Origin of the sequence: Kitasatospora sp. NPDC059812 (genome assembly GCF_042732075.1) — a bacterium.
In the GTDB taxonomy this organism is placed as follows: Bacteria; Actinomycetota; Actinomycetes; order Streptomycetales; family Streptomycetaceae; genus Kitasatospora.
Window position 1 is genome coordinate 79,598 of sequence record NZ_JBHWIO010000020.1, and the last position, 25,684, is coordinate 105,281.

General features: G+C 73.2%; 21 protein-coding genes. 13 read left to right on the plus strand and 8 right to left on the minus strand.

The window, feature by feature from the left end:
• Window positions 1–234: 234 nt before the first annotated feature.
• The 3 genes from ACFV6D_RS13505 (at window position 235) to ACFV6D_RS13515 (ending at window position 5,343) form a co-directional block, all read left to right on the plus strand.
• Window positions 235–2,841 carry a tetratricopeptide repeat protein gene (locus ACFV6D_RS13505; RefSeq protein WP_380559697.1) on the plus strand — a complete coding sequence of 869 codons (2,607 nt, stop codon included), beginning with the start codon at window positions 235–237 and terminating at the stop codon, window positions 2,839–2,841.
• Window positions 2,842–2,893: 52 nt separating this feature from the next.
• Entirely contained in the window at window positions 2,894–3,847 is a 954-nt protein-coding gene (locus ACFV6D_RS13510) for a Gfo/Idh/MocA family oxidoreductase (RefSeq protein ID WP_363378255.1), read from the plus strand.
• A gap of 209 nt (window positions 3,848–4,056) precedes the next feature.
• Window positions 4,057–5,343 (plus strand): MDR family MFS transporter, encoded by a 1,287-nt coding sequence (locus tag ACFV6D_RS13515; protein WP_380559699.1) that lies wholly within the window; start codon window positions 4,057–4,059, stop codon window positions 5,341–5,343.
• Window positions 5,344–5,370: 27 nt separating this feature from the next.
• On the opposite strand, the gene ACFV6D_RS13520 is transcribed toward ACFV6D_RS13515, so the two are convergent.
• The 3 genes from ACFV6D_RS13520 to ACFV6D_RS13530 form a co-directional block, all read right to left on the minus strand.
• Complete coding sequence (locus ACFV6D_RS13520; RefSeq protein WP_380559701.1) at window positions 5,371–6,510, minus strand: arginase family protein; 1,140 nt, start codon at window positions 6,508–6,510, stop codon at window positions 5,371–5,373.
• Complete coding sequence (locus tag ACFV6D_RS13525) at window positions 6,507–7,862, minus strand: B12-binding domain-containing radical SAM protein (protein WP_380559703.1); 1,356 nt, start codon at window positions 7,860–7,862, stop codon at window positions 6,507–6,509. Before ACFV6D_RS13525 ends, ACFV6D_RS13520 begins: the two co-directional genes overlap by 4 nt.
• 297 nt (window positions 7,863–8,159) lie before the next feature.
• A complete protein-coding gene (locus ACFV6D_RS13530) occupies window positions 8,160–8,720 on the minus strand; it encodes a hypothetical protein (RefSeq protein WP_380559705.1) in 561 nt (186 codons plus the stop codon).
• A gap of 504 nt (window positions 8,721–9,224) precedes the next feature.
• On the opposite strand from ACFV6D_RS13530, the gene ACFV6D_RS13535 reads away from it, so the two are divergent.
• Window positions 9,225–9,428 carry a cold-shock protein gene (locus tag ACFV6D_RS13535; protein WP_380559728.1) on the plus strand — a complete coding sequence of 68 codons (204 nt, stop codon included), beginning with the start codon at window positions 9,225–9,227 and terminating at the stop codon, window positions 9,426–9,428.
• Between the two features lie 16 nt (window positions 9,429–9,444).
• Here the strand turns inward: ACFV6D_RS13535 and ACFV6D_RS13540 are convergent, their stop codons facing one another.
• Complete coding sequence (locus tag ACFV6D_RS13540; protein WP_380559707.1) at window positions 9,445–10,497, minus strand: bile acid:sodium symporter family protein; 1,053 nt, start codon at window positions 10,495–10,497, stop codon at window positions 9,445–9,447.
• Window positions 10,498–10,621: 124 nt separating this feature from the next.
• Between ACFV6D_RS13540 and ACFV6D_RS13545 the strand changes: the two genes are divergently transcribed.
• The 3 genes from ACFV6D_RS13545 to ACFV6D_RS13555 all read left to right on the plus strand — a co-directional run bounded on the left by ACFV6D_RS13545 (window position 10,622) and on the right by ACFV6D_RS13555 (window position 12,183).
• A complete protein-coding gene (locus ACFV6D_RS13545) occupies window positions 10,622–11,500 on the plus strand; it encodes a LysR substrate-binding domain-containing protein (protein WP_063346601.1) in 879 nt (292 codons plus the stop codon).
• Between the two features lie 200 nt (window positions 11,501–11,700).
• Window positions 11,701–11,979, plus strand: coding sequence for a helix-turn-helix domain-containing protein (locus ACFV6D_RS13550; protein ID WP_380559709.1), 279 nt, complete (start codon window positions 11,701–11,703; stop codon window positions 11,977–11,979).
• A 39-nt stretch (window positions 11,980–12,018) separates the two neighbouring features.
• Window positions 12,019–12,183: a hypothetical protein gene (locus ACFV6D_RS13555; protein ID WP_167745848.1), complete on the plus strand. Its 165-nt coding sequence runs from the start codon at window positions 12,019–12,021 to the stop codon at window positions 12,181–12,183.
• 30 nt (window positions 12,184–12,213) lie between these two features.
• Here the strand turns inward: ACFV6D_RS13555 and ACFV6D_RS13560 are convergent, their stop codons facing one another.
• On the minus strand, window positions 12,214–12,615 hold the full coding sequence (locus ACFV6D_RS13560; RefSeq protein ID WP_380370795.1) for a helix-turn-helix transcriptional regulator: 402 nt from the start codon (window positions 12,613–12,615) through the stop codon (window positions 12,214–12,216).
• Between the two features lie 492 nt (window positions 12,616–13,107).
• Here ACFV6D_RS13560 and ACFV6D_RS13565 point away from each other — a divergent pair, with 492 nt between their 5' ends.
• Entirely contained in the window at window positions 13,108–15,819 is a 2,712-nt protein-coding gene (locus ACFV6D_RS13565; protein WP_380559711.1) for an SdrD B-like domain-containing protein, read from the plus strand.
• Window positions 15,820–15,953: 134 nt separating this feature from the next.
• Window positions 15,954–16,718 carry a hypothetical protein gene (locus ACFV6D_RS13570; protein WP_380486125.1) on the plus strand — a complete coding sequence of 255 codons (765 nt, stop codon included), beginning with the start codon at window positions 15,954–15,956 and terminating at the stop codon, window positions 16,716–16,718.
• A gap of 42 nt (window positions 16,719–16,760) precedes the next feature.
• Here ACFV6D_RS13570 and ACFV6D_RS13575 read toward each other — a convergent pair whose 3' ends face one another.
• Window positions 16,761–18,125: a right-handed parallel beta-helix repeat-containing protein gene (locus ACFV6D_RS13575; protein ID WP_380559713.1), complete on the minus strand. Its 1,365-nt coding sequence runs from the start codon at window positions 18,123–18,125 to the stop codon at window positions 16,761–16,763.
• Between the two features lie 52 nt (window positions 18,126–18,177).
• Between ACFV6D_RS13575 and ACFV6D_RS13580 the strand changes: the two genes are divergently transcribed.
• A complete protein-coding gene (locus ACFV6D_RS13580) occupies window positions 18,178–19,365 on the plus strand; it encodes a Dyp-type peroxidase (RefSeq protein ID WP_380559715.1) in 1,188 nt (395 codons plus the stop codon).
• 69 nt (window positions 19,366–19,434) lie between these two features.
• On the opposite strand, the gene ACFV6D_RS13585 is transcribed toward ACFV6D_RS13580, so the two are convergent.
• Both ACFV6D_RS13585 and ACFV6D_RS13590 read right to left on the minus strand, forming a co-directional pair.
• Window positions 19,435–20,646, minus strand: a complete 1,212-nt coding sequence (locus ACFV6D_RS13585) for a cytochrome P450 (RefSeq protein ID WP_380339745.1) — start codon at window positions 20,644–20,646, stop codon at window positions 19,435–19,437.
• 248 nt (window positions 20,647–20,894) lie between these two features.
• Window positions 20,895–21,236, minus strand: a complete 342-nt coding sequence (locus ACFV6D_RS13590) for a heavy-metal-associated domain-containing protein (protein ID WP_380559717.1) — start codon at window positions 21,234–21,236, stop codon at window positions 20,895–20,897.
• A 252-nt stretch (window positions 21,237–21,488) separates the two neighbouring features.
• On the opposite strand from ACFV6D_RS13590, the gene metF reads away from it, so the two are divergent.
• The 3 genes from metF to ACFV6D_RS13605 all read left to right on the plus strand — a co-directional run.
• A complete protein-coding gene (metF, locus tag ACFV6D_RS13595; protein ID WP_363378274.1) occupies window positions 21,489–22,430 on the plus strand; it encodes a methylenetetrahydrofolate reductase [NAD(P)H] in 942 nt (313 codons plus the stop codon).
• A 128-nt stretch (window positions 22,431–22,558) separates the two neighbouring features.
• A complete protein-coding gene (locus tag ACFV6D_RS13600; RefSeq protein ID WP_380559719.1) occupies window positions 22,559–23,722 on the plus strand; it encodes a permease in 1,164 nt (387 codons plus the stop codon).
• 205 nt (window positions 23,723–23,927) lie between these two features.
• The coding region (locus ACFV6D_RS13605) for a heavy metal translocating P-type ATPase (RefSeq protein ID WP_380559721.1) at window positions 23,928–25,684 on the plus strand (1,757 nt) is incomplete at its 3' end.

Consider the following 25,684-nt stretch of genomic DNA (forward strand, 5'->3'; position numbering starts at 1 on the left):
GCAGGTTGAGACATGCTCGGGGAGCCTACCCGAGGCCCCGCCGCGCCCCATCGTCGTGGCCGAGGAGCGCACGGGGTCGGCCGCCTGAAAACCCCATGGGCGAGATTGTGGCGCCGCATCAATCACTGACAAGATTTCAGCACGGCATCCTGCTACGGGAGATGCCGCCGAACCGACCGGGCTCGACGCACGCCAGGAGGCCGCATGGCACGGGTGAACCTGAGGGCTGCATTCATGAGCGGCCTTTCGTCGACCGTCACGGCTCAGCAGGTCTTCACCAACCGGGTCGACGAAGTGGCCGCGTTCGCCCGGTCGGTCGACGAGCTCCACCGGATGCTGGACGAGGCCGAGGTCTCGCCGGTCGTGGACCGCGGGCAGGGCCGCCGCAATGTGCTGACCTTCTACGGCGTGGGTGGCATAGGCAAGACGACGCTCTCCCACGAGTTGGAGCGCCGCCTCCTCGCCGAAGCGCGGGAGAAGGAGCGCGACGACGTGGTGACCGTGCGGATCGATCTCTCGGAGGAGGGCGCCGGCGACATCGAGAGCCTGTTGCTGCGTCTGAGGGCCGCCCTGGGGCAGTTGGGGAGCCGTTGGCCGGCCTTCGACCTGGCACTGGCCTCCTACTGGGCTCGCGCCCACCCCGGCGAGGCCTTGCAGGAGTTCCTGGACGCCTCGCCGGCGCTGCGGCGCGCCTCGCGGAGTATCGCGCTGGGCGACCAGATTGTGGAGGCCGTGAAGCAGGTCGACCCGGGTGGTCTGGGAGGTCTGACCGGACTGGCCCACCGGGCCGCGCTCGTCACGTACCGCGCCGTCCGGGACCGGGTGCGGGAGGGCCGATTGCTGGCCGACTGCGACCTGTTCGCCGAACTGGTCGAGGCGGACGCCGACTACGAGACGCTCTCGTACTTCCCGTACCTGCTGGCCTGGGACTTGGAACGGCAACCCCGGGGCGGTCGGGCGGGCCGGCGGCCCCGGGTGTGCGTCTTCCTCGACACCTTCGAGGTGGTCAACGGCCAGGCCGATCGCGCGGTGGAACGGTTCGTCCAGCGCTGCGCCTATCTGATGCCGAATGTGCTGTTCGTCATCACCGGCCGGAACCGGATCGACTGGGCCGACTCGGGCGCGGGCGGCGAGCTGGATTTCACCGGCCCGGAGTGCTGGCCCCAGCTGCACTTCAGCAACGACACGGCCGAACCACGGCAGCACCTCGTGGGGTACCTGTCGGACTCCGACGCGGACAGCTATCTCCGTGAGGCCCTCGTCCGGGGCGGTGAGCCCGCGATGTCGGCGGAGATCCGGGAACGCGTCATCTCCGGCGGCCAAGGGCTGCCCTTGTACCTGGACCTGTCGGTCTCGCACTGCGCCGCCCTGCTGGCACGCGGCGGGCAACCCTCCGTGGCGGACTTCGGCGGCTCGTTCACAGCCGTCGCGACCCGGTCGATCAGGGACCTCCCCCGGGAGGAACGCGACCTGGTCCGAACAGCGGCGCTCACCGACCGGGTGGGCGCAGAGCTGCTGCGCGCCGGTCAACCCGGAGTCTCCGACGGGAGCGTGGCACGGTTCCTTCGCCGACCGTTCCTGACACACGACGACGCCTATGCGTTCCCGTACGCGTTGCACGTGGCGTTGCGGCAGGCCATCGGCGAGGCGGACCGGACACTTCCGGACGGCTGGTCGGATCGTGACCGCAGTGAGGTCGCCGCCCGGCTGCTGAGCTGGCTGGGCGAACGCCTGGGCCCCTCCGGCGGGCGGGTGGCGACGGCGCAAGCCCTCGAAACCGGGCTCAAACTCTCTGCCGAGCACGGTGTCTTCGACGACTGGATGACGCTGGCCACCCAGCGACTCGTCGAGGCCGGCCAGTGGTCGGAGCTCGGCGCCGGTCTTAGCGGCGGCCCGGTGGGCCTCCCCGAGTACCGGGCGGTCCGGGCCGCCATCCGAGGAGTCCAGCTCCGCCGGACCGGCCGCGTCGAGGAGGCGATCGAGGTGCTCGGCGGCGCGGCCGGAGGCGTGCGGCACGGTGGCCGGACGGCACAGCTGGTCCGCATCCACCTCGCCCACGCCCTGCGCAACCACGGCGACTACACGCAGGCCGCGGAGATCTACCGGGGCTTGGTGGGGGGCGAGTTCGACGTGGCCGCCCGCTACTGGCTCAGCGACTTCGACTACCTCAACGGGCGGTTCGCTGCCGCTCTCGCCTCCCTGCACGAACAGCCGGTCCGTGGCCCGGAGGACGAAGGCGAACGGCTCCGGCTGACCGGGCACATCTGGCGGGTCAACGCCCGCTTCGAGGAAGCGACTTCCGTCTACCACGAGGCGATCGACCTGGCGAGGCGCGAGGGACTGGCCGCCGCAGAGGCGAAGGCACTCGCCAACCTGGCGCAGACCGCCTGCTGGTCCGGGGACACGGCAGCCGTCGCCGACGCGGCGGGCCGGGCCCGGGAACTGCTCGACCTGGTGCCCAACCCCGTCGAACTGGTCAAGCTCCGGTCCGCCGAGGCGGTGGCCCACGCCATGGCCGGCGACGTCGGCGCTGCCCGGTCCGCAGTGGGAGACACCCGGCACCTTGCGGACGGGATCGCCTACCGGGGCGGCCACAACCTGGCGGACGTGGCCGATATCCTCCTCGGCGTGCTCGCCGGTGACCACGAGGGTGCTCGTCGCACGCGATCCGAGCTCGATGCGCGCACCCGTACGTCCGGCGGCAACACCTACTGGGTTCCCATCGCGACCTCCTGGATCGACGGCTCCCTCGCCGCCGCGGAGCACCTGCCCGCCGTCGGCTGGGTGGACGGCCCCGTCGCGTCGTTGGGCCGCTGGGCAGCGGTGGTGACACGTCGATGACGCTCCCCGGCCCCCGCACCTGGGCCGAGTCGTCCGGAGAAAGCAGAGTCTGATGACTGACCTCGTAAGCGTCGGCCTTGTCGGCGTCGGCACCATCGCGCAGACCCATCTCGCGGTCCTGGCCGAACGGGACGATGTGCTGGTCGAGTTCACGGTCGATCCGAACCGGCCGGAACCGCCCTCGTTCCGTGGAACCACCCCGCGTCACTACGCCGGCCTGGACGACGCGCTCGCGGAGCACCGACCCGATCTGCTCGTGCTCGCCACTCCCACGCACACGCACGCGGAGCTGGCGGCCCAGGCTCTCCGGCTCTCCACGGCCAAGGTGCTGGTCGAGAAGCCCCTCGTCCACGACCTCGCCTCGCTCGGGCGGCTTCGCGCGCTGGACGAAGCGGTCGACGTGCGGGGCCGGTTGTTCACCGCGCACCACTTCGCCTTCTCGCCGGAGGTCGGCTGGGCGGCGGAACTGCTCGCCGAGCACCCCGAGTGGGGGCCCGTCACGGCCGTCACCTCCGCGTTCTACGACCCCTACGTCCTCAAGGGCGCCGGTGCCTATGAGTCCTACGGCTCCAGCTGGATGGACTCCGGGGTGAACCAGCTCAGCATGCTCACCCGCCTGGTCGACCTCACGGCGCTCACCTCCGCCCGGCAGCTGGACGGCGGCGCCAGCGCGTGGTGCACCGCCGAGTACCGGTCCCGGGGCGAGTCGGGCACCGCACGTCTGCGCAGCAGCTGGCTCACGGGCTCCAGCAGCAAGGAGAGCAGCCTGGTCCTCGGCCGGGCGGGTGTGGAGGTGTGGATCGACCACACCTCCATGACCGGCTTCGCAGCCCGGGACGGCGACCTGCTCGCCGCCTTCGGGACGGACGGTCGGACGGCCCGGAAGGTGGCCCATTACCGGCCGCTGTACGAGAGCCTGCTCTCCGACCGCCCCGACCCGGTCCTCGGGTTCGACGCGGCTGCGAGGATCACCGAGATCCATCACGCGGCGCCCGGCGCGGAGTAGTCCCCGGGGCGGGCGGGGCGCTGCGACGTTCGGGTCGGTGGGGGCGGGCGGGAATCGAGCGACTCGCCGAGACGTGCGGGGGTGGCTCGGGCAGGGCAGGATGGGGCCGGTTCGGGTGGCCTGGCCGCCTGGGTCCCCGTCTCGGTGCGTGGTTGTTCCGGCGGGTGTCGCCACCGTCTGACGGGCGTTCGTCGCTCGGGAGCCGCCCCATGACCGCTTCTGCCCCTGCCGGTCCGATCGTCCGGTTCCACCGTTCGGTCGCCGAGTCGCTCGGCGGGCTCCCGGGTGCCTTCTGGTGGCTCTGGGCTGCGACCCTGGTCAACCGGCTCGGCGGTGTGGTCACGTTCCTGGCGCTCTACCTCACCGCGGACCGTGGCTATTCGGCCTCGTACGCGGGGGTGGTCGCCTCGCTCATCGGCCTCGGCTCGGCGATCGCCGCGCTGGTCGGCGGTGTGCTGGCGGACCGGATCGGCCGGCGGCCCACCCTGCTGGCCGCCCAGCTGCTCACCGCGCTCACCACGGCGGCCCTGGGTTTCGCCGACGGGCAGTTGGCGATCGCCTCGACGGCGTTCCTGGTCGGTCTGAGCAGTTACGCCTCCCGTCCGGCGACGTCCGCGATCATCGCGGACCTGGTGCCGGCCGCCGACCGGGCTCGTGCCTTCGCCCTGAACTACTGGGCGATCAACATCGGGTTCGGCGTATCGGCCGCGCTGGCCGGGCTGGTCGCCGCCCACGACTACCGGGTGCTGTTCCTCGTGGACGCCCTGTCCACGCTGCTCTGCGCCGTGGTGGTCTTCGCCAGGGTCCCGGAGACCCGGCCCGTCGAGCCGCAGCGGGACGCCGCCGGGCCGGGGGAAGGGCCGGGGGAAGGGGTGGGGGAAGGAGCGGGGAGTGGGCCGAGCGCCGGGCTGGGCACGGTCTTCCGGGACCGGCGCTTCATGGCGCTGGTCGGGCTGACCTTCGCCTTCGGGCTGATGCTCCAGCAGGGCAACACGACGCTCGCCGTGGACATGGGCAAGGCCGGGCTGACCAGCACGCAGTACGGAGTGGTGATCGGGATCAACGGCCTGCTGATCGTCCTGTTGCAGATCCCGGTGACCCGCCTGACGAAGGGCCAGCACCGGGGGATGCTGCTGCTGGTCAGCGCGCTGCTCACCGGGTCGGGCTTCGGCCTCACCGCGTTCGCGGGCTCCTCCGCCCTCTACTACGCCGCCACCGTGGGGGTCTGGACGCTCGGCGAGATGATTCAGGCACCCACGAGCATGAGCCTGGTGAGCGAGCTCTCGGCGACGAGCACCCGCGGGCGCTACCAGGGGGTCAACTCGCTGGCCTGGTCGGCGGCCTCCTTCCTCGGGCCGGTCGCCGGCGGGCTGCTGCTGGACCACGCCGGCCGGGGCGCCCTCTGGGGATGCTGCGCGGTCCTCGGCACGGTGGCCGCGGCGGGGTACCTGGCGTTGGGGCGGCGGGTGGACACCGGGCGCTACTCGATGTCGTGACCAGGCCCTGAAAGGGGACGGGACGGATCACGGCTCCTGGCGCGGGTCGGTCCAGGGGGCCAGGTCGGGTGCGGCGCTCTCGCTGCGGAAGAGGAACTCGAACAGCAGCCGGGCGGCGAGCTGCGCGGTGCTGCCGGAGGGGTCGTAGCGGGGGGCCACCTCCGCGATGTCCACGGCTTCCACGGGCAGGGCGCGCAACTCCTCGTAGACGTCCAGGAGGTGTCCGGTGTCGATGCCGCCCATGGTCACGTGGCCGGTGCCGGTCGCCACGGCGCTGTCGAGGACGTCGATGTCGAGCGACACGTACACGGTGTCGCAGCGCTCGCCGAGCTGCTCGACGAGCGGGCGCAGGGCCGCGGCCGCGCCCTGGCGCAGGATCTGCGATCCGGGCACCACGTGGAAGCCCCGGTCGAGCAGGCCGCGGAACTGGTCGTACCTGGTCACGTCGCCGACGCCCACGAAGGCGATGTCCTCGGGGTGCATCCCCGGGAGCTCGCTGATCCGGCGGGAGTTCGACCCGTGGTAGAGCGGCCCGTGCAGGGTGCTCCAGTTCCCGAAGTCGAAGTGGTGGTCGATGTTGATGAATCCCACCCGCCGCGCGCCCCGGTCCACCCGGGCGGCGCGGAAGCCCGCGAAGGTGGGGAAGGTGGTCGAGTGGTCCCCGTTGAGGAAGACCAGGCGCGGCGCCGATCCGCTCAGCCGCCGGCTCCCGGCGGCGACCGCCTGGAAGGTGCGGATGGTGTCGGTCGGGTAGATGTGCAGGTCCCCCGCGTCGGCCACGCGCGGGGCGCGGTAGCGGAACGTCCGGCCGCTGCGGGTGTCCAGCATCTTCCACTGGCCCAGGCTGGTGAGGTAGCTGGAGAACACCAGGCTCGCCTGCCGGATCGCGCGCGGCCCTTCGGCCGCGCCCGGGCGGGAGCTGGCGGTCGCGTCGTACGGGACACCGGCCGCCACCCAGCCGTCTTCCCCGACGTCGACCTGCGCCCGGTCCGCGGCGGGGGCACCGAACAGGGTGGCGAGGCCGGCCCACCCGGGCAGCGGGTCGGTCTCGAACTCCTCGGGTTTGACGCTGCGGTGGAGCGCCTCGAAGTCGGGGAGTTGGGAGGGGAGTTGGCTGAGGGGTTGGTGGGGCAGCTGGTACGGGGGCTGGGTGGGGGGCTGGTTCATGCGGTCTCCCTTGGGGAGTTGGTGGAGTGCTTGGGGTGGGCCGGTACGGGGGCGCGGACGATGCGGTGGGCGGCGGCGATCTTCTCCTGGAAGAGCTCCCAGCTGCGCTCCGGAGTCAGGTGGCTGGGCCGGTAGACCACCGGGGCGTCCTCCCGCCACTGCGCGAAGTCCCAGGTGAAGATGCGCTCGCGCAGGCGCTGGAAGTCGGGGGTGAGCGGGTAGGGGACGAAGTTGTAGAGGTTGAAGAGCCACAGGGCCCGGCGGTTCGCCTCCAGCCACCGGACGGTCTGCGCGTGGGACTCCTCGGTCTCCTCGTCCAGTCCGCCCATCATGTTGAGGACCACCTTCAGGCCGGCGTCGCTCAGCGCGTGGATCCGTTCGGTGTAGTCGTCGAGTCCGCGGGACAGCTTGCCGAGCCGTTTGAGCATCTGGGAGTCGGCCGACTCGAAGCCCAGCTCGACTGCCACGACGCCGAGTTCGAGCATCGCCTCGATGACCCACTCCTTCACCTGGAGGACGTGGGTCTGCACGATGAACTTGTAGCCGGGGCGGTCGCGGAACACCTCCAGTAGGTTGCGGACCGCCTCCCGGGACTGCCCGAAGGTCTTGTCGCCGACGTAGACGAGCCGGGTGTCCGGGAAGCGGTCGGCGAGCTGGTCCACTTCGGCGCGGAGGGCGCTGCTCCCCACCAGGGTGAGTTGCTTGCTCCAGGCGTCCCCGCAGAAGGCGCACTTGTACAGGCAGCCGTGGCTGGCGTTGAGCCGCAGCATCGGCACCTTGCCGCTGTAGCCGTCCAGATGGCGGTAGTCCGGTGCCCAGGTGATGGGCTCGGCCACCAGCCCGAGGGCGGCCCGCTTCTCCGTACGGCCGCCCCGCCCCGAGGCCAACTCGACCAGGACGGCCGCGAAACCGGTGTCGAGCTGCCCGCGGTGCACGGCGTGCACGGAGCCCTCGGGCGCCAGCGGGGCCATGTTCCCGCCCAGGACGACGCGCCGCCCGGCGCGTTCCAGTTCGCCCGCGAGGTCCAGGGCGAGCCGGAAGTTCTGGGCCAGCGGCGAGAACAGGACGAGATCGCCGGGTGCCGTCGCCGCCAGGATCGGAGCGCCGCAGGCCTCGCTGTCGGCAGGGGTGCGGGACAGGTCGACGAAGCAGGAGTCGATCGCGGTGCTGTCCAGCAGGGCGGTCAGGTGCGCGACCCAGAGCGGAATCTCCCAGAGCCCGTCGGACGGGATGAAGTACTCCGGGAGGAAGGCGCGGAAGCGGCGGTCGTAGTCCTGGTAGTAGGCGGACAGCCGGTCATCGGGGTCGCGGGTGGACGGGAAGGGCAGTTGGACGATGCAGCACCTGGTCACGATTCCTCCGCACGTGGGGACGTGCTCGCGCCGACCGGCTCACGGGAGGGCGCCGATCGGTCGCGCCCGGAGGAACTCCTGCCCGGGCGGTGGCCGCCGCCATCGGCGTGAACGACGCTCACTGGTGCGCGTACCGACCCCGTGGAGCGCGAAGGACCTTCGTGCCCCCGGGGCGTGCGCCGGGTGACGCTGCTCGGCGACGCGATCCACCCCATGCCGCCGTACCGTGGTTGCGTCAATGCGCGCCGGGCCCGCCACTTGCGGGGTGGGCCCGGCGCGCATCGGGACGGTCTGGTGTCAGCTGAAGGAGAGGTCGGCGGTCAGGGTCGAGTCGGCGATGGGCCGGCCGGTTCCGAGTAGGACGTCGACGCAGTTGTCCACGAGCGGCTGGGCGCTGGTGACGTCCACGAGCGCGGACAGCTTCTCCCCGGCCAGGCGGGTGGAGGAGGCGGTGACGGTGCCGGTGAGGCTCCCGGAGCCGTCGACCTCGACGATGGCGATGTCGGTGACGGTGCTGCTCGCCTGCGTGCCGTCCTGCAGGTTCCAGGTGAAGGTCGCCGAGGAGCCCGGTGCCAGTGCCGGCGGCGTCGCCGGGCTGCAGCTGATCGCGCCGAACCTGAGCGTCGCGGTGACGGTGCCGCCCGTCACGGCCGTCGGGCCGTCCAGTGAGCCCGTGCACCCGCTCGCCGTCCCGCCGATCGCCATGGTGGTGGCCTGCGGGTCGGCCGAGAGTGGCGGGCTGAAGGTGACGGCGGCGTTCACGGTGCAGTTCAGGATTTCCGCGGCGGCCGTCGGGGCGGCGTCGGCGGCCGGGGTCACGCCGGTGGACAGTGCGGCGAGGACGGCGGACACGGTCACAACGCTTCGGCGTACGGACACGTGGGTTCCCTTTCTTTCGTCGGACCGGAGGGGTGCGGCCCGCACGCGGGGCGAGGCGGGCCGAAGGGCGTCGAAGGGCGAGGTCGAAGGGTGACGGTGGCACGGCGCGACGGATCCCGGCCGTCGCCATCCCGGGAACCCCGCCGATGGGCCTCGAATGGTCCAGAACCGGGGCCCGGCCTCGCGGGCCCGTGGGTGGCTGGGACGGAAGACCGCCCGGTCGGTCGTCTGGGCTTGCGGGACGGAGTATCGGCGGACACCGTGAGTACGCGATCAGTCGCGCGTGCCCCTGCTGAACGGCCCGGTCCTTCTCCCGCCAGGAGGCTTGTGATGTCCCCTCTCGTCCTTGTGCGCGGCCGCGTGGCGGCCATGGTGTGCGCGTCGGTCGTCGCCGTCGGCGCCCTGGCGGCGGTCGGCGCCCCGGCGTGGGCGGACACCGGGCAGGCGGTGGCCGGGCGGGCAGCGGAGGGCCGGCGCGCCTTGATCAACTTCGGCACGGTGAAGTGGTTCAACGCCGAGAAGGGGTTCGGGTTCATCGTGCCGGACGTCCCCGGTCCGGACCTCTTCGTCCACTTCTCGTCCATCGTCGGGCTCGGGTACCGGACCCTGGAGGAGGGGCAGCGGGTCGAGTTCCAGATCGAGCAGGGCCGCAAGGGCCCGCAGGCCGTCGACGTCGTCGGCCTCTGAGGGCGCGCGGAGCCCGTCAGGCCGCGTGGTCGAGGGCCGGTGCGGCCGCCGGCTGCGCCGTGGCCCCGGCGCTCTCGGCCTGCGCGCCCCAGCGGCGGGCCAGGACGGCGCAGACCATCAGTTGCAGTTGGTGGAAGAGCATCAGTGGCAGCACCATCAGCCCGGCCGCCGGGCCCGGGAAGAGGACGGTGGCCATCGGGACGCCGCTGGCCAGGCTCTTCTTGGAGCCGCAGAAGACGATCGCGATCAGGTCGGCCCGGCCGAACCCGAGCCGGCGGCCGACCAGCAGCGTCGTGGTCAGGACCAGCGCCAGCAGCGCCGCCTCCGCCCCCAGCAGGGCCGCCAGCCGGGGCAGGGAGAGGGCGCCCCACACCCCGCCCACCACGGCGGCGCTGAAGGCGCTGTAGACGACCAGCAGGATCGAGCCGCGGTCGACCAGGCCGAGGACGGCGCGGTGGCGGGCCATCCAGGCGGCGATCCAGCGGCGCAGCACCTGGCCGGCGGCGAAGGGGAGGAGGAGTTGCTCGGCGATCTCCAGCACGGTGCCCGGCGAGACACCGCCCTTGGTGTGCAGGAGCACGGCGGCGAGCAGCGGGGTCAGGACGATGCCGAAGAGGCTGGAGAAGGTCGCGCTGCAGACGGCCGCGGCCGTGTTGCCGCGGGCGATGGAGGTGAAGGCGATCGAGGACTGCACGGTGGAGGGCAGCAGGGTCAGGAACAGCAGGCCCTGGTAGAGCTGCGGCGACAGCACCGCCGGCACCAGCAGGTGGGCGGCCACCCCGAGGAGGGGAAAGAGGCCGAAGGTGACCGCGAGCACGGTGCCGTGCAGCCGCCACTGCTTGAGCCCCTCCCAGGCCTCGCGGGCGGAGAGCCGGGCGCCGTAGAGGAAGAACAGGACGGCGACCGCGCCGGTGGCGGCGTCGGAGAAGGCCGGTGCGGCGGCGCCGCGGGCGGGGAGCAGGGCGGCCACTGCCACGGTGCCCAGCAGGGCGGCGATGAACGGGTCGACCCGGAGGCGGGCGGAGCGCCGGGGCAGGTGGGAGCGGAGCGGACGGTTCGGGCGAGGCATGGTTCTCCGCGGTGGCGGTTCGGGTGGGATGGCCTCAGCCTGCCGTCCGCCGGGGTGATTGTGAATCCCGCTGGCGGCACTCACTGTCATCATGATCTGTGATATCAGCGGATAGAATGGCCAGGTGTTCGATCCGGTGCAGTTGAGGTCCTTCCTCGCGGTGGCCCAGACCGGCGGCTTCACCCGGGCCGCCCAGCGGCTGGGGCTGCGGCAGTCGACGGTCAGCCAGCACGTACGGCGGCTGGAGACGGCCGCCGACCGGCAGCTCTTCCTGCGCGACACCCACTCGGTGCAGCTCACCAGCGAGGGCGAGGCCATGCTCGGCTTCGCCCGGACGATCCTGGAGGCGCACGAGCAGGCGCTCGGCTACTTCGCGCAGACGCAGGTGCGCGGGCGGGTGCGGTTCGGCGCCTCGGAGGACTTCGTCCACACCGAGCTGCCGCAGATCCTGCGGAGCTTCCGGCGGAGCAACCCCCAGGTCGACCTCGAACTCACCGTCGGCCTCAGCGCCGTGCTCTACGAGCAACTGGCCGACGGACGGCTCGACCTGGTGCTCGGCAAACGCCCGCCCGGCGGTGGCTCGCAGGGCCAACTGGTCTGGCAGGACAAGCTGGTGTGGATCGCGGCGGAGGACTTCCGGACGGACCCGGCCGAGCCGCTGCCGCTGATCGTCTACCCGCCGCCCAGCTTCACCCGGGTCCGCGCCCTGGAGGTCTGCGAGCGTGACGGGCGGCCCTGGCGGATCGCCTGCACCAGCACCAGCCTCTCCGGGGTCCGGGCCGCCGCGCTGGCCGGCCTCGGGGTGGTGCCGCACGCCCGCAGCCTGATCCCGTCGGGCCTGCGGGTGCTGCCCGACCAGCCGGGCCTGCCCAACCTCGGTACCACCGAGTTCGCCCTCACCACGGGGCGCACCACGGCGCGCGGCCCGGCCCGGGTGCTGGCCCAGGCGGTCCTCGCGGACGCGTTCCGCCTGCAACGCGCACCGGAGCGGGCGGAGCCGTGACGGGGGGCGACGGCCGGGGGCTGCCCGGACGCGGGTGAGGCGGCGGACCGACGGGTTCCCACGATCGATGGTGACAGGAAGTCAAGGGCGGTGGCCGAAGCCGGACTTCACACCGCTCGGCCGTTGAACCCGACGGTTCTCCGGTCGCGTTACGAAGGCTAGAGCAGCCGGCTGACGCGGACAGGGAAAGGTCGGGAAAGATGCGATTTGGCGACATGCTGCACGGACACCGGAAGCACCGGGGCCTGACCCAGCAGCAACTGGCCGACCTCGCCACGCTGAGTGTTCGCGCGGTGCGCAATCTGGAGCGGGGCGGGGCGCTGCGGCCCCGACGGGAGACGGTGCGGCTGCTCGTGGACGTGCTGCGGCTGGACGCCGACCAGCGGGCTCAGTTCGAGTCGGCGGCGTTCCCCGAGGCGCTGGGCGGGGCGCCCCGTGATCGCGGCCCCGGCTTGCGGGTGCCCGGGGCGCGCGTTTGAGTGGGAAGGTACCGGCGGAATCGGGGGCGAGGAGGCGCCATGTCGCACCACAAGTCCAACAAGGACGTCGAAGGCGACCCGGACACCGGGCACGGGCGCGGTCTGCCCCGGCGGCCCGACGAGGAGGAGCTCGACGAGCGCACGGAGGAGGACCGCGAGGAGGTGGGCCTGCCCCCGGAGCCGGATCCGGAGGACACGCCCTGAGGCGTGTCTGACTCGCCCTAGGGTCCGGGGCTACTGCCGAGCCCGGTCGGAGCCGGGCTGCGGGCCAGTGGGGTCGCCCGCCTCCCCGGTCCTGGCCGGCCGGGTGTGGACCTTGGCGACGCAGGCCGGGAGGGCGGCGGCGTGGCCGTGGTCCCGGGCCCGGTACGCGCTGGGGGTCTCGCCGACCAGCTGGGTGAACCGCGAGCTGAACGAGCCCAGCGAGGTGCAGCCGACCGCCATGCAGACCTCCGTCACGCTCAGGTCGCCGCGCCGCAGCAGCGCCTTGGCCCGCTCGATCCGGCGGGTCATGAGGTAGCCGTACGGGGTCTCGCCGAAGGCGGCGCGGAAGCTGCGGGAGAAGTGGCCCGGCGACATCAGCGCGGTGTGCGCCAGCGCCGACACGTCCAGTGGCTGGGCGTAGTCGCGGTCCATCCGGTCGCGGGCCCGCCGCAGTCGGACGAGATCGGGTAGGGGGACTCGGGACACCTGGGGCACGTCTGCCACGCTACCCGCCCGGTCTGACAGGGTCGCGCGCCGGCGTGCTCCGGCCGCTGCCCCGGCCCGCCTCGCCCCGGCCCGCCTCGCCCCGCCCCGCCCGCTCCCGCACCCCCGTCCCTGCGTCCTGGGCTGTCCCCGCGCCCCACCGTCTTGTTCGGACGAAATCGGGCTGAAGGTGCTGTTTTCGAGCATGGCGGCCGGTATCGGACGAACGGGTCCGGATTCGAACTGGTGGTGGAGTGGGTGTGGCGCTCTTGTCACGCGTGCACATGAAGTTTCGTCAATTCCCTTGCGGAGAGCTAAGATTGCCGATCTGCTGATGACTCCTGATCAGCCCGGGTGTGATAACCCGTCGATGATGAGAGCGGGACATTGGGAAGAACGAGGCAGCGAACGAGGTGCGTCGCGCAGGTCGCGGCGCTGACGATGGGATTGTCCGCTGCGGCGCTGGTGACGGCGCCGGCGGCCTTTCCACAGCCCGGCGACGGGACGGTGACCGTCCGGGTGATCCGGGCGGTGGACACCAGCGGAGTGTGGACACCGGCCCTGGAGCCAGGGCTCGCGGGCGTGAAAGTGACGCTCACGGATGACGCCGGGCTGGCGATCGAGGGGGTGACGGCGGCCGACGGGACGGTCACCCTGGCCCCGGCGGCGGCCAAGCCGTCCGGGGGCAAGTACCGGGTGCAGGTGGTGAATCCGAAGCCCGGGGTGCTGTTCCCGGCGTTCGCCTCCCGGCAGGGGCTGGACGGCGCGCCGACCCAGCTGAGCAGCAACGAGGAGTTCGTCGACCTCTCGGGTGGCAAGAACGTGGCGTACACCACCGGGCTCTGGAACCCCGGTGACTACTGCCAGAAGAACGCCCCGCTGGTCACGGCCTGCCAGCCGATGGACCGCGAGGGCGGGGCCCAGCGCACGCTGGTCTCCTTCCCGTACAGCGCGCGCGGCCAGGACGGCGAGGGCGTGACCGCCACGAACCTCGCCACCAACGCCGATACCGGCACGCTGTACGGCATCGCCTGGAACAAGGCCGACCGGCGGCTGTTCTCCTCGGCGGTGGCCAAGCGCACCACCGACTACGGTCCGGGCGGTGCCGGCGCGATCTACGTCACCGACATCGCGCAGAAGAAGACGACGCTGTTCACCACCGTCCCGAACGCGGGCTCGACGGCCCACGGCGGCGGCACCGACGACGCCTTCCTCGACACACCGGGCAAGGAGAGCCTCGGCGGCATCAAGATCACCGACGACGGCAAGGACCTGTTCGTCGTCAACCTCAACGACCGCAAGCTCTACCGCTACAACGCCACCGTGGCGGCCGCCGGGAGCCCGACGGCCTCCTACCCGATCCCCGACCCGGGCTGCCCGGCGGCGGGGGACTGGCGTCCGTTCGGCCTCGGCCTCCAGGACGGCACCGGCTACCTCGGCGGAGTGTGCTCCGGCGAGTCCACCGGCAAGCTCACCGACCTGCGCGCGGTGGTCCTGCCCTTCGACCTCGCCACCGGCGTGTTCGCCAAGCCGGTGCTGGACCAGCCGCTGGACTACCCGCGCCAGTCCACCGTCGGCTCGGGCCCGTGCGACGGTGCGGGCTGGTTCCCGTGGACGAGCACCTACCCGACCACGCAGAACGGTCGGCCGTGCGGCAACTACACCATCGCCCAACCCGAACCCGAGTTGGGCGAGATCACGTTCGAGACCGACGGCTCGATGCTGCTGGCCTTCCGCGACCGCTTCGGCGACCGCGCGCCGGGCTCCCCGGCGCCGGGCTCCGTCGCCGTCGTCATGTCCGGCGGTGACCTGAACAAGGCCTGCCGGGCGAACGGCACGTACGTGATGGACACCAACAACGGCTGCGGGCTCGCTCCCCGGGGCACCCGGTTCTTCGACACGACCTGGGGCGGCCACCGCAACACGGCGTTCGCCGGAATGGCGCTCTCCAAGGTCGAGAGCACCGTCGCGGTCTCCGCCTTCGACCCCAACCACACCGCCCTCGGGTACGGCACGTCGTTCCTCCAGCGGGCGAACGGCCAGCAGGACCCGCAGTTCGGCTTCCGGCTCAACCCGGCCGGGGTGATCGCGCCGTTCGGCAAGGGCGCCTCGATGGGCGACCTGGAGGTGCTCTGCGACCAGGCTCCGTTGCAGATCGGCAACCGGGTCTGGTACGACCCCGAGCGCAAGGGCATCCAGAACCCGGGCCAGCGCCCCGTCGAGGGCGCGACCGTCCACCTCTACGACGAGTCGGGCAAGCTGGTCGGCACGACGAAGACGACGAAGCGCGGAGAGTACTACTTCGACGACTCGAACGTCACCGGCGGCCTCAAGCCGAGGACCAAGTACACGATCCGGCTCGACAACCCGGCGGACTACGCCAAGGGCGGGCCGCTCTACCAGTGGGTGCCCACCGACGCGGACGTCGGCGACAACCACTTCATCGATTCCAAGGGCCTGGTGCCGCCCGGCGCGAAGTTCCCCGAACGGGCGCTGAGCACCGGCGGGCCGGGCGAGAACGACCACACCTTCGACTTCGGGTTCCGGCAGCAGGAGGGCGCGCTGCGCCTGGTCAAGCACGACCAGGACGGCAAGCCGCTGGCGGGGGCGAAGTTCCAGCTGTGGCACGACACCAACGGCACCGACGGGTTGCAGACCGGCGGTGACAAGCCCGACACGGCGGTGGGCGGGCCCTGTACGACCGGCGCCGACGGCCTCTGCCAGGGCGCCGGGGTGCCGGGGACGTACTACTGGCAGGAGCTCAGCCCGCCCGACGGCTACGCGGCTCCGGACACCACCGTGTTCGGTCCGCTGGCGCTGACCTCCGACAACCTCGCGGACGGTGTCTCGGTGACGGCGGTCAACAAGCTGCTGCCCACCCCGACGCCGACCCCGACGCCGACGCCGACCAACTCGTCGAGCCCGCCGAGCCCGTCGAGTTCGCCGAGCGCGCCGGAGCCGACCACGCCGCCGGGGCCGACGGAGTCGCCGAGCCCGTCGACGGTGAACCCGCTGCCCCCGCCCGGGGGACAGCTGCCCAACACCGGGGCCAACGCCCTGGTGCCGCTGGGGATCGTCGGCGGCGCGGTGCTGGTGGCGTCCGGCGGTGCGCTGGTCTTCGTCGCCCGTAAGCGCAGGGCGCGGCACCAGTAGGAAGCGGTGAGGAGGGGCGGGCCCGTGGCGCGAGTCATGCCACGGGCCCGCCCGCCGCTCGTTCGCACGACAGTGACGACAAGTACGACGGTCACGACCAGTACGACGGTGCTGACCAGGAGGAGGGCTGCCAGATGGCCCGTAGGAAGATCGGGAAGAGGGCGCGGCTGGGCCTGCTCGTCGGGGTGGTCGGCGCGGTGGTGGTCGCCGGGGCCACGGCCCTCGGGGTGACGGCCTGGGGCGAACCGGAGGAACGGGCGGTGACCATGGACGAGGCGTCCCGGCTGGCGCTGTCCCGGCTGACGCTGTACCAGGCCAGCCCGGCGGCGGTGGCGCTCACCGCGGCGGAGGGCGGCGGCGTGCAGATCCGGGTGGAGGGGGTGGTGGACTACCGCACCCGCCGGGGGGTGGGCCGCTACCAGGTCTCCGGGGCCTCGGGCCAGCTCGACCACGGCCTGATCATCTGGGACGGCGACGGCCTCGGGCTGGCCCCGGAGCCGGCCGGCTCCGGCCCCGCCTGGGAGCAGGCCGAGCACGTCCCCCGCTCCGGCTGGTCGCCGCGCTCCTACACGGCGGACCCGCTGGACGCCGGGCTCGGCCTGCTGGTCCGCCTCGGCGCCGACCGGCCGGACAACCCGCTGCTGCTCGCCCAGTCCGGGGCGCGCCTGCTCGGCCGGGACCGCATCGACGGCCGCGACTACGACCGCTTCTCCGGCCCGCGCGCCCAGGGCGCGGCCCCGGACGGCGGGCCGTCGCCGCTCACCTACTGGGTCGACGGCGACGGCTCGCTGCGCCGGGTCACCATGCGGATGTCCGGCCTGGGCACCCCGACGACCGTCGACCTCACCGGGCGGCAGGACGGCGTGCGGATGCCGGAGGCGCCGTGGGCCGCCGGGTGAGGCCCCGAGGCCGCCGGGGCTGCGGCTCACCGGGGCCCGGGCTCACCGGGGTTGCGGTACGGCGGCGGCGTCCGTGGGCAGGGCGTAGCGGTCCGGGTCGACGGGCCCCGGCAGGTCCGTCGCCGGCCGGCCCGGCGCCGACGGGTCGGGCAGGGAGGGCTGCGCGGCCGGGGCCTGCACCTGGTGGAACGGCACGCCGGGCGGCGCCATGACGGTGGCGGGCCGCCCGCCGGGGAGCGGGCCGCGGCCCTGTGCCCCGCACGCCGCCTGGCCCTCCAACTGGTCCGGGCTCTGGGTGTCGGGCGTGTTGCCGGTGAAGCAGTTGCCGGGGTCGGTGGAGGCCAGTACGAGGTCGACGCCGTTGCCCGTGGCGCGGTTGCCCTCGACGCGGTTGCCGCTCGCCGGGTGCCCGGGCGGGTCGGTGACGATGATCCCGGCGGCGCGGTTCCCCTGGACGAGGTTGCGCAGCACCTGGTTCGCGGTGCCGCCGCCGATCCCGAGGCCGATGCCGAAGCCGCCGTCCGCCTGCTCCGGGGTGTCGGCGGCGTTGTTGTCGGTGATCACGTTTCCGGCGATCACCGCGCCGTGCTGCGGGGCGAGGGACTCCAGGTCGTTGGAGTTCACCGTCACGCCGACCCGGTTGCCGACCACCCGGTTGCCGAGGATGCTGAGCCCGTCGGAGGCGTTGGTCAGCTCGATGCCGACCGCGTTGCGCTCCACGGTGTTGCCGTGCACGAGGGTGTCGCAGGGCTTGCACTGGCCGACGTAGATCCCGGAGTCGGCCTGCCCGGAGGCGTAGGAGTCCTCGATCACGCCGCCGCGCGCGTCGAAGGCGTAGATGCCGTACAGGCCGTTGTCGTAGGCCGTCACCCGGGAGGCCCGGAAGCCCTGGACGGGCGGGAAGCGGTTGGTGTCCAGCGGGTCGTACGCGGAGCCGCCGGCGCCGTGCCGTTGCAGGTGCTCGTCGGTGACGCCGGTGAACAGGACGCCGTTGGCGAGGTAGCCGTGCACGGTGAGGTTCTCCACCACCGAGCCGGCGCCGGTGACGGTGATGCCGTTGACGAGGCGCACCCCGCCGTTGAGGACGACGGTGTTGCGGTCCGTCCCGCGCAGGACGATGCGCGGCTTGGTGATCCGGACGCTCTCCGGGTACACGCCCGGGTGGACCAGCACGGTTTCGCCCTCGCGCGCGACGTCCACGGCCTGCTGCACGGTGGGGAAGTCCTCCGGGACCTGGATGACCGTACCGGCCGGATGGCGGGCCTCGTCGGAGGAGGAGCCCGATGCCGCGCAGCCGGCCAGCGCCAGGGTGGTGGCGAGCAGCGCCGCGGACAGCCGTCGCAGGGGTCTCGTGGCACGTGCAGGTGAGGGCCGCCGAGTGAAATGACGCATCATCAGGATTTGCATGAGAGGTGTTCTATCGTCTCCAATGTCGCCCATGCATGCCGAAACCGGAAAAGTGCGGAAACAGACGGAAGCCGCCGGACCCGGTGTCGAGCGGAGGGCGCTGCTCGCGGCCGGGGCGGTGCTCGCCGCCGGACTCGGCGCCGGCGTCCAGGCGTTGGCGCACGGCGGCCACGACGGCTCCGCGCAGCACCCGGCGGCCCCGCCGCCCGGCCCGGCGCCTCTCTTCCACGGCCCCCGCCAGGCCGGCGTGACCACACCCCCGCAACCCGCCACCCAGCTGCTGGCCTTCGACCTCGCACCCGCGACCACCGCCGGCGGCCGGGACGCCCTGCGCGGCCTGCTCGCGGAGCTCACCCGGCTGCTGGCCGCCGCGACCGCCGGGACGTCGCCGGACCTGCGGCTCCAGGGCGCCGAACCGGCCCGGCTCACCAGCCTGGTGGGCGTCGGCCCCGACCTCGCCGCCCGGCTCGGCCTGAACGTCCCGGCCGCGCTCGCCGACCTGCCGGCCTTCGCCGGCGACCGCCTCGACCCGGCGCGCGGCGGCGGCGACGTCCTCCTCCAACTCTGCGGCGCCGACCGCTGGACGCTGACCGTCGTCGCCGAACTCGCCACCACCGCCGCCCGCGCCGCCGGGGCCACGCCCCGCTGGAGCCAGTCCGGCTTCCTGCCCGCCACCGCCCCGGGCAGCACCGCCCGCAACCTGTTCGGCTTCAAGGACGGCACCGCCAACCCCGACGAGCCGACCGCCCGGCAGTGGGTCTGGGGCCCGGCGGGCGCGCACGAGAACGGCACCGTCCTGGTCTACCGGCGGATCCGGATGGACGTCGCCGCCTTCGCGGCCCTCCCCGCGGACCGGCGCGACCTGGCCATCGGCCGCCGCGCGGGCGACGGCGCCCCGCTCACCGGCAGCGCCGAACACGACGAACCGGACGTCTACGCCAAGAACCCGGACGGCTCCTACGTCATCCCCGCCACCGCCCACGTCCGGCTCAGCAGCCCCCGCCTCGACGGCGGCGCACGCATGCTCCGCCGCGGCTACAGCTACGACGACGGCCCGGACGACCGCGGCCTGCTCTTCTGCGCCTTCATGCGCGACCCCGCCCAGTTCACCCGCGTCCAGACCCGCCTCGCCACCCGCGACGCCCTCAACCCGTTCGTCCAGCACCAGGCCTCCGCCGTCGCCTACGTCCTGCCCGGCGCCCCCGAGGGCGCCACGTTGGGCGAGCAGCTCTGGGGTTGAGGACGGTTCGCCCGCGACGGCCCGGGGGTCGACGCGGGCTGCTCGCTGCGGGCGGCCCGGCGCCCCCGGCTACCAGGTGACCGGCAGCTGGGCGGGGCTGCGGGTGGTGGTGCCGAGTTGCCAGGTGAGCCGGTCGACGGGGGTGGTGAGGCGCAGGCCCGGGAGGGCGGTGGCGAGGCGGCGGAGGGATTCGCGCATTTCCAGGCGCATCCGCCAGGCGCCGAGGCAGTAGTGGGGGCCGGCGCTGAAGGCGAGGGTCGGGGCGGGCAGGGGGTGGTCGAGGCCGGCGTCGAGGCCGTCGGGGAAGACGGCGGCGTCGCGGTTGGCACTGCCGAGGCTGACGGCGAGGACGGCGCCGGCGGGGATGTGGACGCCGCCGAGGTCGACCGGTTCGGTGGCGCGCCGGGTGGTGGCCTCGTCGTCGCCGAGCGGGATGAAGTGCAGGAGGCGTTCGGTGACGCGTTCGGTGGTGTCGGGATCGGCGAGGCGGGGCCAGTCCTCGGGGCGTTCGCCGAGCAGGTAGACGAGGGCGTTGCCGAGGGCGCCGGTGACGCTCTCGTTGCCGCTGGCGGTGAGCCCGCAGACCAGGTAGACGAGTGATTCCTCGGGGACGCCGCCGTCCTGGTCGGCGGCCTGGACGAGGCGGCTGACCAGGTCCTCGCCGGGGTGGTGGCGCCGGCGGGCGATCAACTCGCCGGTGTAGGCGGCGTATTCGGCGAGCGCCTCGGCCGGGTCCAGGGCGCCGTCGGCCGCGTCGCCGCCGTCGGCCGGGGTGCCGTCGGCGAGGATCGCCCTGGTCCAGCGGCGGAGCCGTTGCTCGTCGAGGTGGTCCGGGCCGTCGCCGTCGAGCCCCATCAGGCGGCTGGTGACGGCGAAGGGCACCGGCCGGGTGAAGGCGGTGACCAGGTCGGCGGGGGTGCCGCCGGCCGCGAGGGCGTCGACGGCCTGCTGGACGCCCTCCGCGACCCAGGGCTGCCAGCCGGCGATGGCGCGTGCGGTGAAGGCCCGTTGGACGGTGCTGCGCAGCCGGCGGTGTTCCGGCCCGTCCTGGTTGAACATCGAAGCCGGGTTGCTGGAGACGTCGGCGCCGCCGCCGGGGGTGCCGACGGTGGCCAGGTCGCCGCGGGTGAAGCGGGGGTCGGTGAGGGTCTGGCGGACGTCGTGGTAGCGGGTGACCAGCCAGGCGGGGGTGCCGTCGGGGAGGGTGGTGGGGTGGGGCGGCTGGGCGGGGGTGACGGGGAGTCGGTGCAACGGGGGGAGGGCGGGTGCGGCGGTGGACATGGGTCCCTTCGGGGTCGGCGGTCCGGCGCGGGATGAGAATCCAACTGTCGTATTTACGTAGATCGTTGGATTCCGCTGCTGCTTGTCCCGTTGGTCCCGATGGTAGCGATTTCAACTCCTCCGGTCAGGGTTTCACCGGGGCCTGTCCGGCGCGCATCCCGCCGGGCGCATCCCGCCGGGCATACCCCCACCCCGTAAGTCGAATGCCCCCGACGGTCCTGCCGTCGGGGGCGTTCGGCTGGTGCGACCTAGCCGAGGCGGCCGACCAGGTCGTAGCCGGCCTCGTCGATGGCGGCGGCGACGGCCTCGTCGGCGAGCGGCAGGGTGCTGTCGACGGTGACCTCGCCGGTGGCGAGGTCCACGGCGACGTCGGTGATGCCGTCGATCTTCCGCAGTTCGGCGGTCACCGAGGTGACGCAGTGGCCGCAGGTCATGCCCTTGACCTGGAAGACGGCCCGCCCGGCGGTTCCGGTGGCGGTGGCCCCGGTGGCCCCGGTGGCGCCGGTGCCGCAGGAGCCGCAGCAGGAGGCGGCGGTCTCGGTGGCGGTCCCGGTGGCGGGGGACTCGACGGTGACGGTGGTCTCGGACATGGGGGTGCTCCTGTCATCAGTGCCCGGCGCCGGCCGCAGGTGCGGTCGGCCGCTTCGCCTGGAGAACGTACCATACCCCCCAGGGGTAACTGAGGGCGTCGCTCGCGATGGCCGTGAAACGGACTCGACCGATCGTCAACTGATCCTTGTGGCAATCTCGTTGCGCCCTTCCGGCAGGGTGGAAGCGGCCGCCCGCATCCCGGCGGCCGGCCCCGGCAGGCGGCCGACCCCCATCACCCGAGGTGACACCCCATGGACCACACCACCCGACCCGGAGCGCGCGGCCCGCGCGGACTGCGCGAGATCCTGGCGGCCGGCGAGCGGACGTACTCCTTCGAGTTCTTCCCCGCCAAGGACGACGCCGGTGAGCGCTCCCTGTGGGCCGCGATCCGGCGGGTGGAGGCGGTCGCGCCGACCTTCGTCTCCGTCACCTACGGCGCCGGCGGCTCCTCGCGCGACCGCACCATCGAGACCACCGAGCGGATCGCCGCCCAGACCACGCTGCGGCCGGTGGCCCACCTGACCGCCGTCGGCCACTCCACCGCCGAGCTCCAGGCCGTCCTGCGGCGCTACGCGGACGTCGGGATCCGCGACGTCCTCGCCCTGCGCGGCGACCCGCCCGGCAACCCGAACGGCGCCTGGGAGCCGCACCCCCGGGGCCTGCGGCACGCCGCCGAACTGGTCGAACTGGTCAAGGGCTGCGGCGCGTTCACGGTCGGGGTGGCGGCCTTCCCGGAGCGCCACCCGCGCTCGGCGGACTGGGCGGACGACATCCGGCACTTCGTCGCCAAGTGCCGGGCGGGCGCCGACTACGCCGTCACCCAGATGTTCTTCGACGTCGAGCACTACCTGCGGCTGCGCGACCGGCTCGCCGAGGCCGGCTGTGACACCCCGGTCATCCCGGAGATCATGCCGGCCACCGACGTCCGCCAGATCGCCCGCTTCGCCGAACTCAGCGGTGCCTCCTTCCCGGCGGGCCTGGCCGCACGGCTGGAGGCGGCCCGCGGCGACCGGCCGACCGCTCACCGCATCGGCGTCGACCACGCCACCCGGATGGCCGAGCGCCTGCTCCGCGAGGGTGCGCCCGGCCTGCACTTCATCACGCTGAACCGCTCCACCGCCGCCCTGGAGATCCACCGCAACCTCGGGCTGGACCGGGCGGCGCAGTCGTCGGCCCCGCTGGCGGCGGCCTGACGGAGGTCTGACAGGGGTCCGGCGGGGGAGCGGCCGGGCCCCCGGCGAGGTGCGAGGGGTAATACCCGGTACGGGTATATGGTGCTCGGCGCTGGCGAACCCGGGGCACCAGGGAAGGCGGACCCACCATGCACGCGATCCTGCACGCGCTGTCCATCGCCGGATCGATGACCTGGGAGATCGCCTGGGCGCTGATCCTCGGCTTCCTGCTCTCCGCCGTCGTCCAGGCCGTCGTCCGCAAGTCCACCGTCGTCCGGCTGCTCGGCGACGACCGCCCCCGCACCCTCGGCGTCGCCGCCCTCCTCGGCGCGGCCTCCTCCTCCTGCTCGTACGCGGCCGTGGCCCTTGCCCGCTCGCTGTTCCGCAAGGGCGCGGACTTCACCGCCGCGATGGCCTTCGAGATCGCCTCGACCAATCTGGTCGTCGAACTCGGCGTCATCCTGGCCCTGTTGCTCGGCTGGCAGTTCACGGCGGCCGAGTTCGTCGGCGGGCCGGTGATGATCCTCGTCCTCGCCCTGCTCTTCCGGCTGCTGCTGCGCGACCGGCTGCTGCGTGAGGCCCGCGCCCAGGCCGAACGCGGCCTGGCCGGCTCGATGGAGGGCCACGCGGCGATGGACATGTCCGTCGCCGGGGAGGGCTCCTTCGCCCGGCGGCTGCTGTCCCGGCAGGGCGTCACGGCCGTGTCGCACGTGTTCGTGATGGAGTGGGCGGCGATCCTCAAGGACCTCGTCCTCGGGCTGCTCATCGCCGGTGCCATCGCCGCCTGGGTGCCGGACTCCTTCTGGCAGGCCTTCTTCTTCGCCGACCACCCGCTCGCCGGCCGGCTGTGGGGTCCGCTGGTCGGCCCGCTGGTGGCGATGGCGTCCTTCGTCTGCTCGATCGGCAACGTGCCGCTCGCGGTGGTGCTGTGGAAGGGCGGGATCAGCTTCGGCGGGGTCGTCGCGTTCATCTTCGCGGACCTGCTGATCCTGCCGATCCTCAACATCTACCGGAAGTACTACGGGCGTCGGACGGCCCTGTTCCTGCTCGGCACCTTCTACGCGGCCATGGTGGTGGCCGGCTACACCGTCGAGTTCCTCTTCGGCGCGCTCGGCCTGGTCCCCGACCAGCGCGAGGCCGAGATCCCGATGGCGGGCATCGAGTGGAACTACACGACCTGGCTGAACATCGCCTTCCTGCTCCTCGCCGCCGCCCTGCTCGCCCGCTTCCTGCGCACCGGCGGCCGCGCCATGCTCCGGATGATGGGCGGCGAGCCCGCGGCCGGGGACGGGCACCGGCACGACCGGCACTGACGCCCGGCGGTGGGTACCTCCCTGGGGTTTCGGGCGGGGCGGATCGCCGACCCCGGAGGATACCTGCTGGGGGTATCCGCTTGTTCTGGGTACCCCTAGGGGGTATAAAGGAACCCGACGCCGACCGATACCCCCCGAGGGTATGAAGGTCGGACCGGAGACGCTCAGTACGTCCCCGGAACGACGACTGTCACGAGGAGCAACGATGACCACCCAGGCACCCGCCTCCACGGAGGTGGAACTCTCGATCGGCGGCATGACCTGCGCCTCGTGCGCGGCCCGCATCGAGAAGAAGCTCAACCGGATGGACGGCGTCTCGGCGAGCGTCAACTACGCCACCGAGAAGGCGAAGGTCGCCTTCCCCGCGGGCGTCGACGTCGCCGACCTGATCGCCACCGTCGAGGCCACCGGCTACAGCGCCGCGCTGCCGAAGCCGCCGGCCGCCGAAGGCCCGACCGGGCAAGCCGGGCAGGCCGAGCCGGTCGACGAACTCGCCCCGCTGCGCCAGCGGCTGGTCACGGCCGTGGCGCTCGCGGTGCCGGTGATCGCGATGGCGATGGTGCCGGCCCTGCAGTTCGACAACTGGCAGTGGCTGTCGCTGGTGCTGGCCTCGCCGGTGGTCACCTACGCCGCCTGGCCGTTCCACCGCGCCGCCTGGACCAACCTCAAGCACGGCGCCGCGACCATGGACACCCTGGTCTCGCTCGGCACCGGCGCCGCGTTCCTCTGGTCCCTGTGGGCGCTGTTCCTCGGCGACGCCGGAATGCCGGGCATGCGGCACGGCTTCGAGCTGACCATCGCCCGCAGCGACGGCCCGTCGAACATCTACCTGGAGGCGGCGGCCGGCGTCACCGCCTTCATCCTGGCCGGCCGCTACTTCGAGGCCCGCTCCAAGCGGACCGCGGGCGCCGCGCTCAGGGCGCTGCTGGAACTGGGCGCCAAGGACGTCACCGTGCTGCGCGGCGGGGCCGAGGTCCGGATCCCGGTCGGCGGCCTGGCCGTGGGCGACCGGTTCGTGGTGCGGCCGGGCGAGAAGATCGCCACCGACGGCGTGGTGGTCGAGGGGGGCTCGGCGGTGGACGCCTCGATGCTCACCGGCGAGTCCGTGCCGGTCGAGGTCGGCGTCGGCGACCAGGTCACCGGCGCCACCGTCAACGCCGGCGGCCGGCTGGTGGTCGAGGCCACCCGGATCGGCGCGGACACCCAGCTGTCCCGGATGGCCCGGCTGGTCGAGGACGCGCAGAACGGCAAGGCCGCCGCCCAGCGCCTCGCCGACCGGATCTCCGCCGTCTTCGTCCCGATCGTGATCGTCCTGGCGGTGGCCACCCTCGGCTACTGGCTGGGCACCGGCGAGGGCTGGACCGCCGCCTTCACGGCAGCGGTCGCGGTGCTGATCATCGCCTGCCCGTGCGCCCTGGGCCTGGCCACCCCGACCGCGCTGCTGGTCGGCACCGGCCGCGGCGCCCAACTGGGCGTCCTGATCAAGGGCCCGGAGGTGCTGGAGTCCACCCGCAAGGTCGACACCATCGTCCTGGACAAGACCGGCACCGTCACCACCGGCCGGATGGCCCTGCTCGCCGTGCACACCGCCGAGGGCGTCACCGAGGCCGAGGCACTGCGCCTGGCCGGCGCCCTGGAGCACGCCTCCGAGCACCCGATCGCCCGGGCGATCGCCACCGCCGCCGCCGAGGCCGGTGAGCTGCCCGCGGTCGAGGGCTTCGAGAACGTGCCGGGCCTGGGCGTCCAGGGCGTGGTGGACGGCCACGCGGTGGTCGCCGGCCGGGAGGCGCTGCTGAACGACTGGTCGCAGTACCTGCCGGAGGGCCTGGCCGCGGCCAAGCGCGCCGCCGAGGCGGCCGGGCGGACTGCGATCGCGGTGGGCTGGGACGGCGAGGCCCGGGCCGTCCTGGAGGTCGCGGACGCGGTCAAGCCGACCAGCGCCGAGGCGATCGCCCGGCTGCG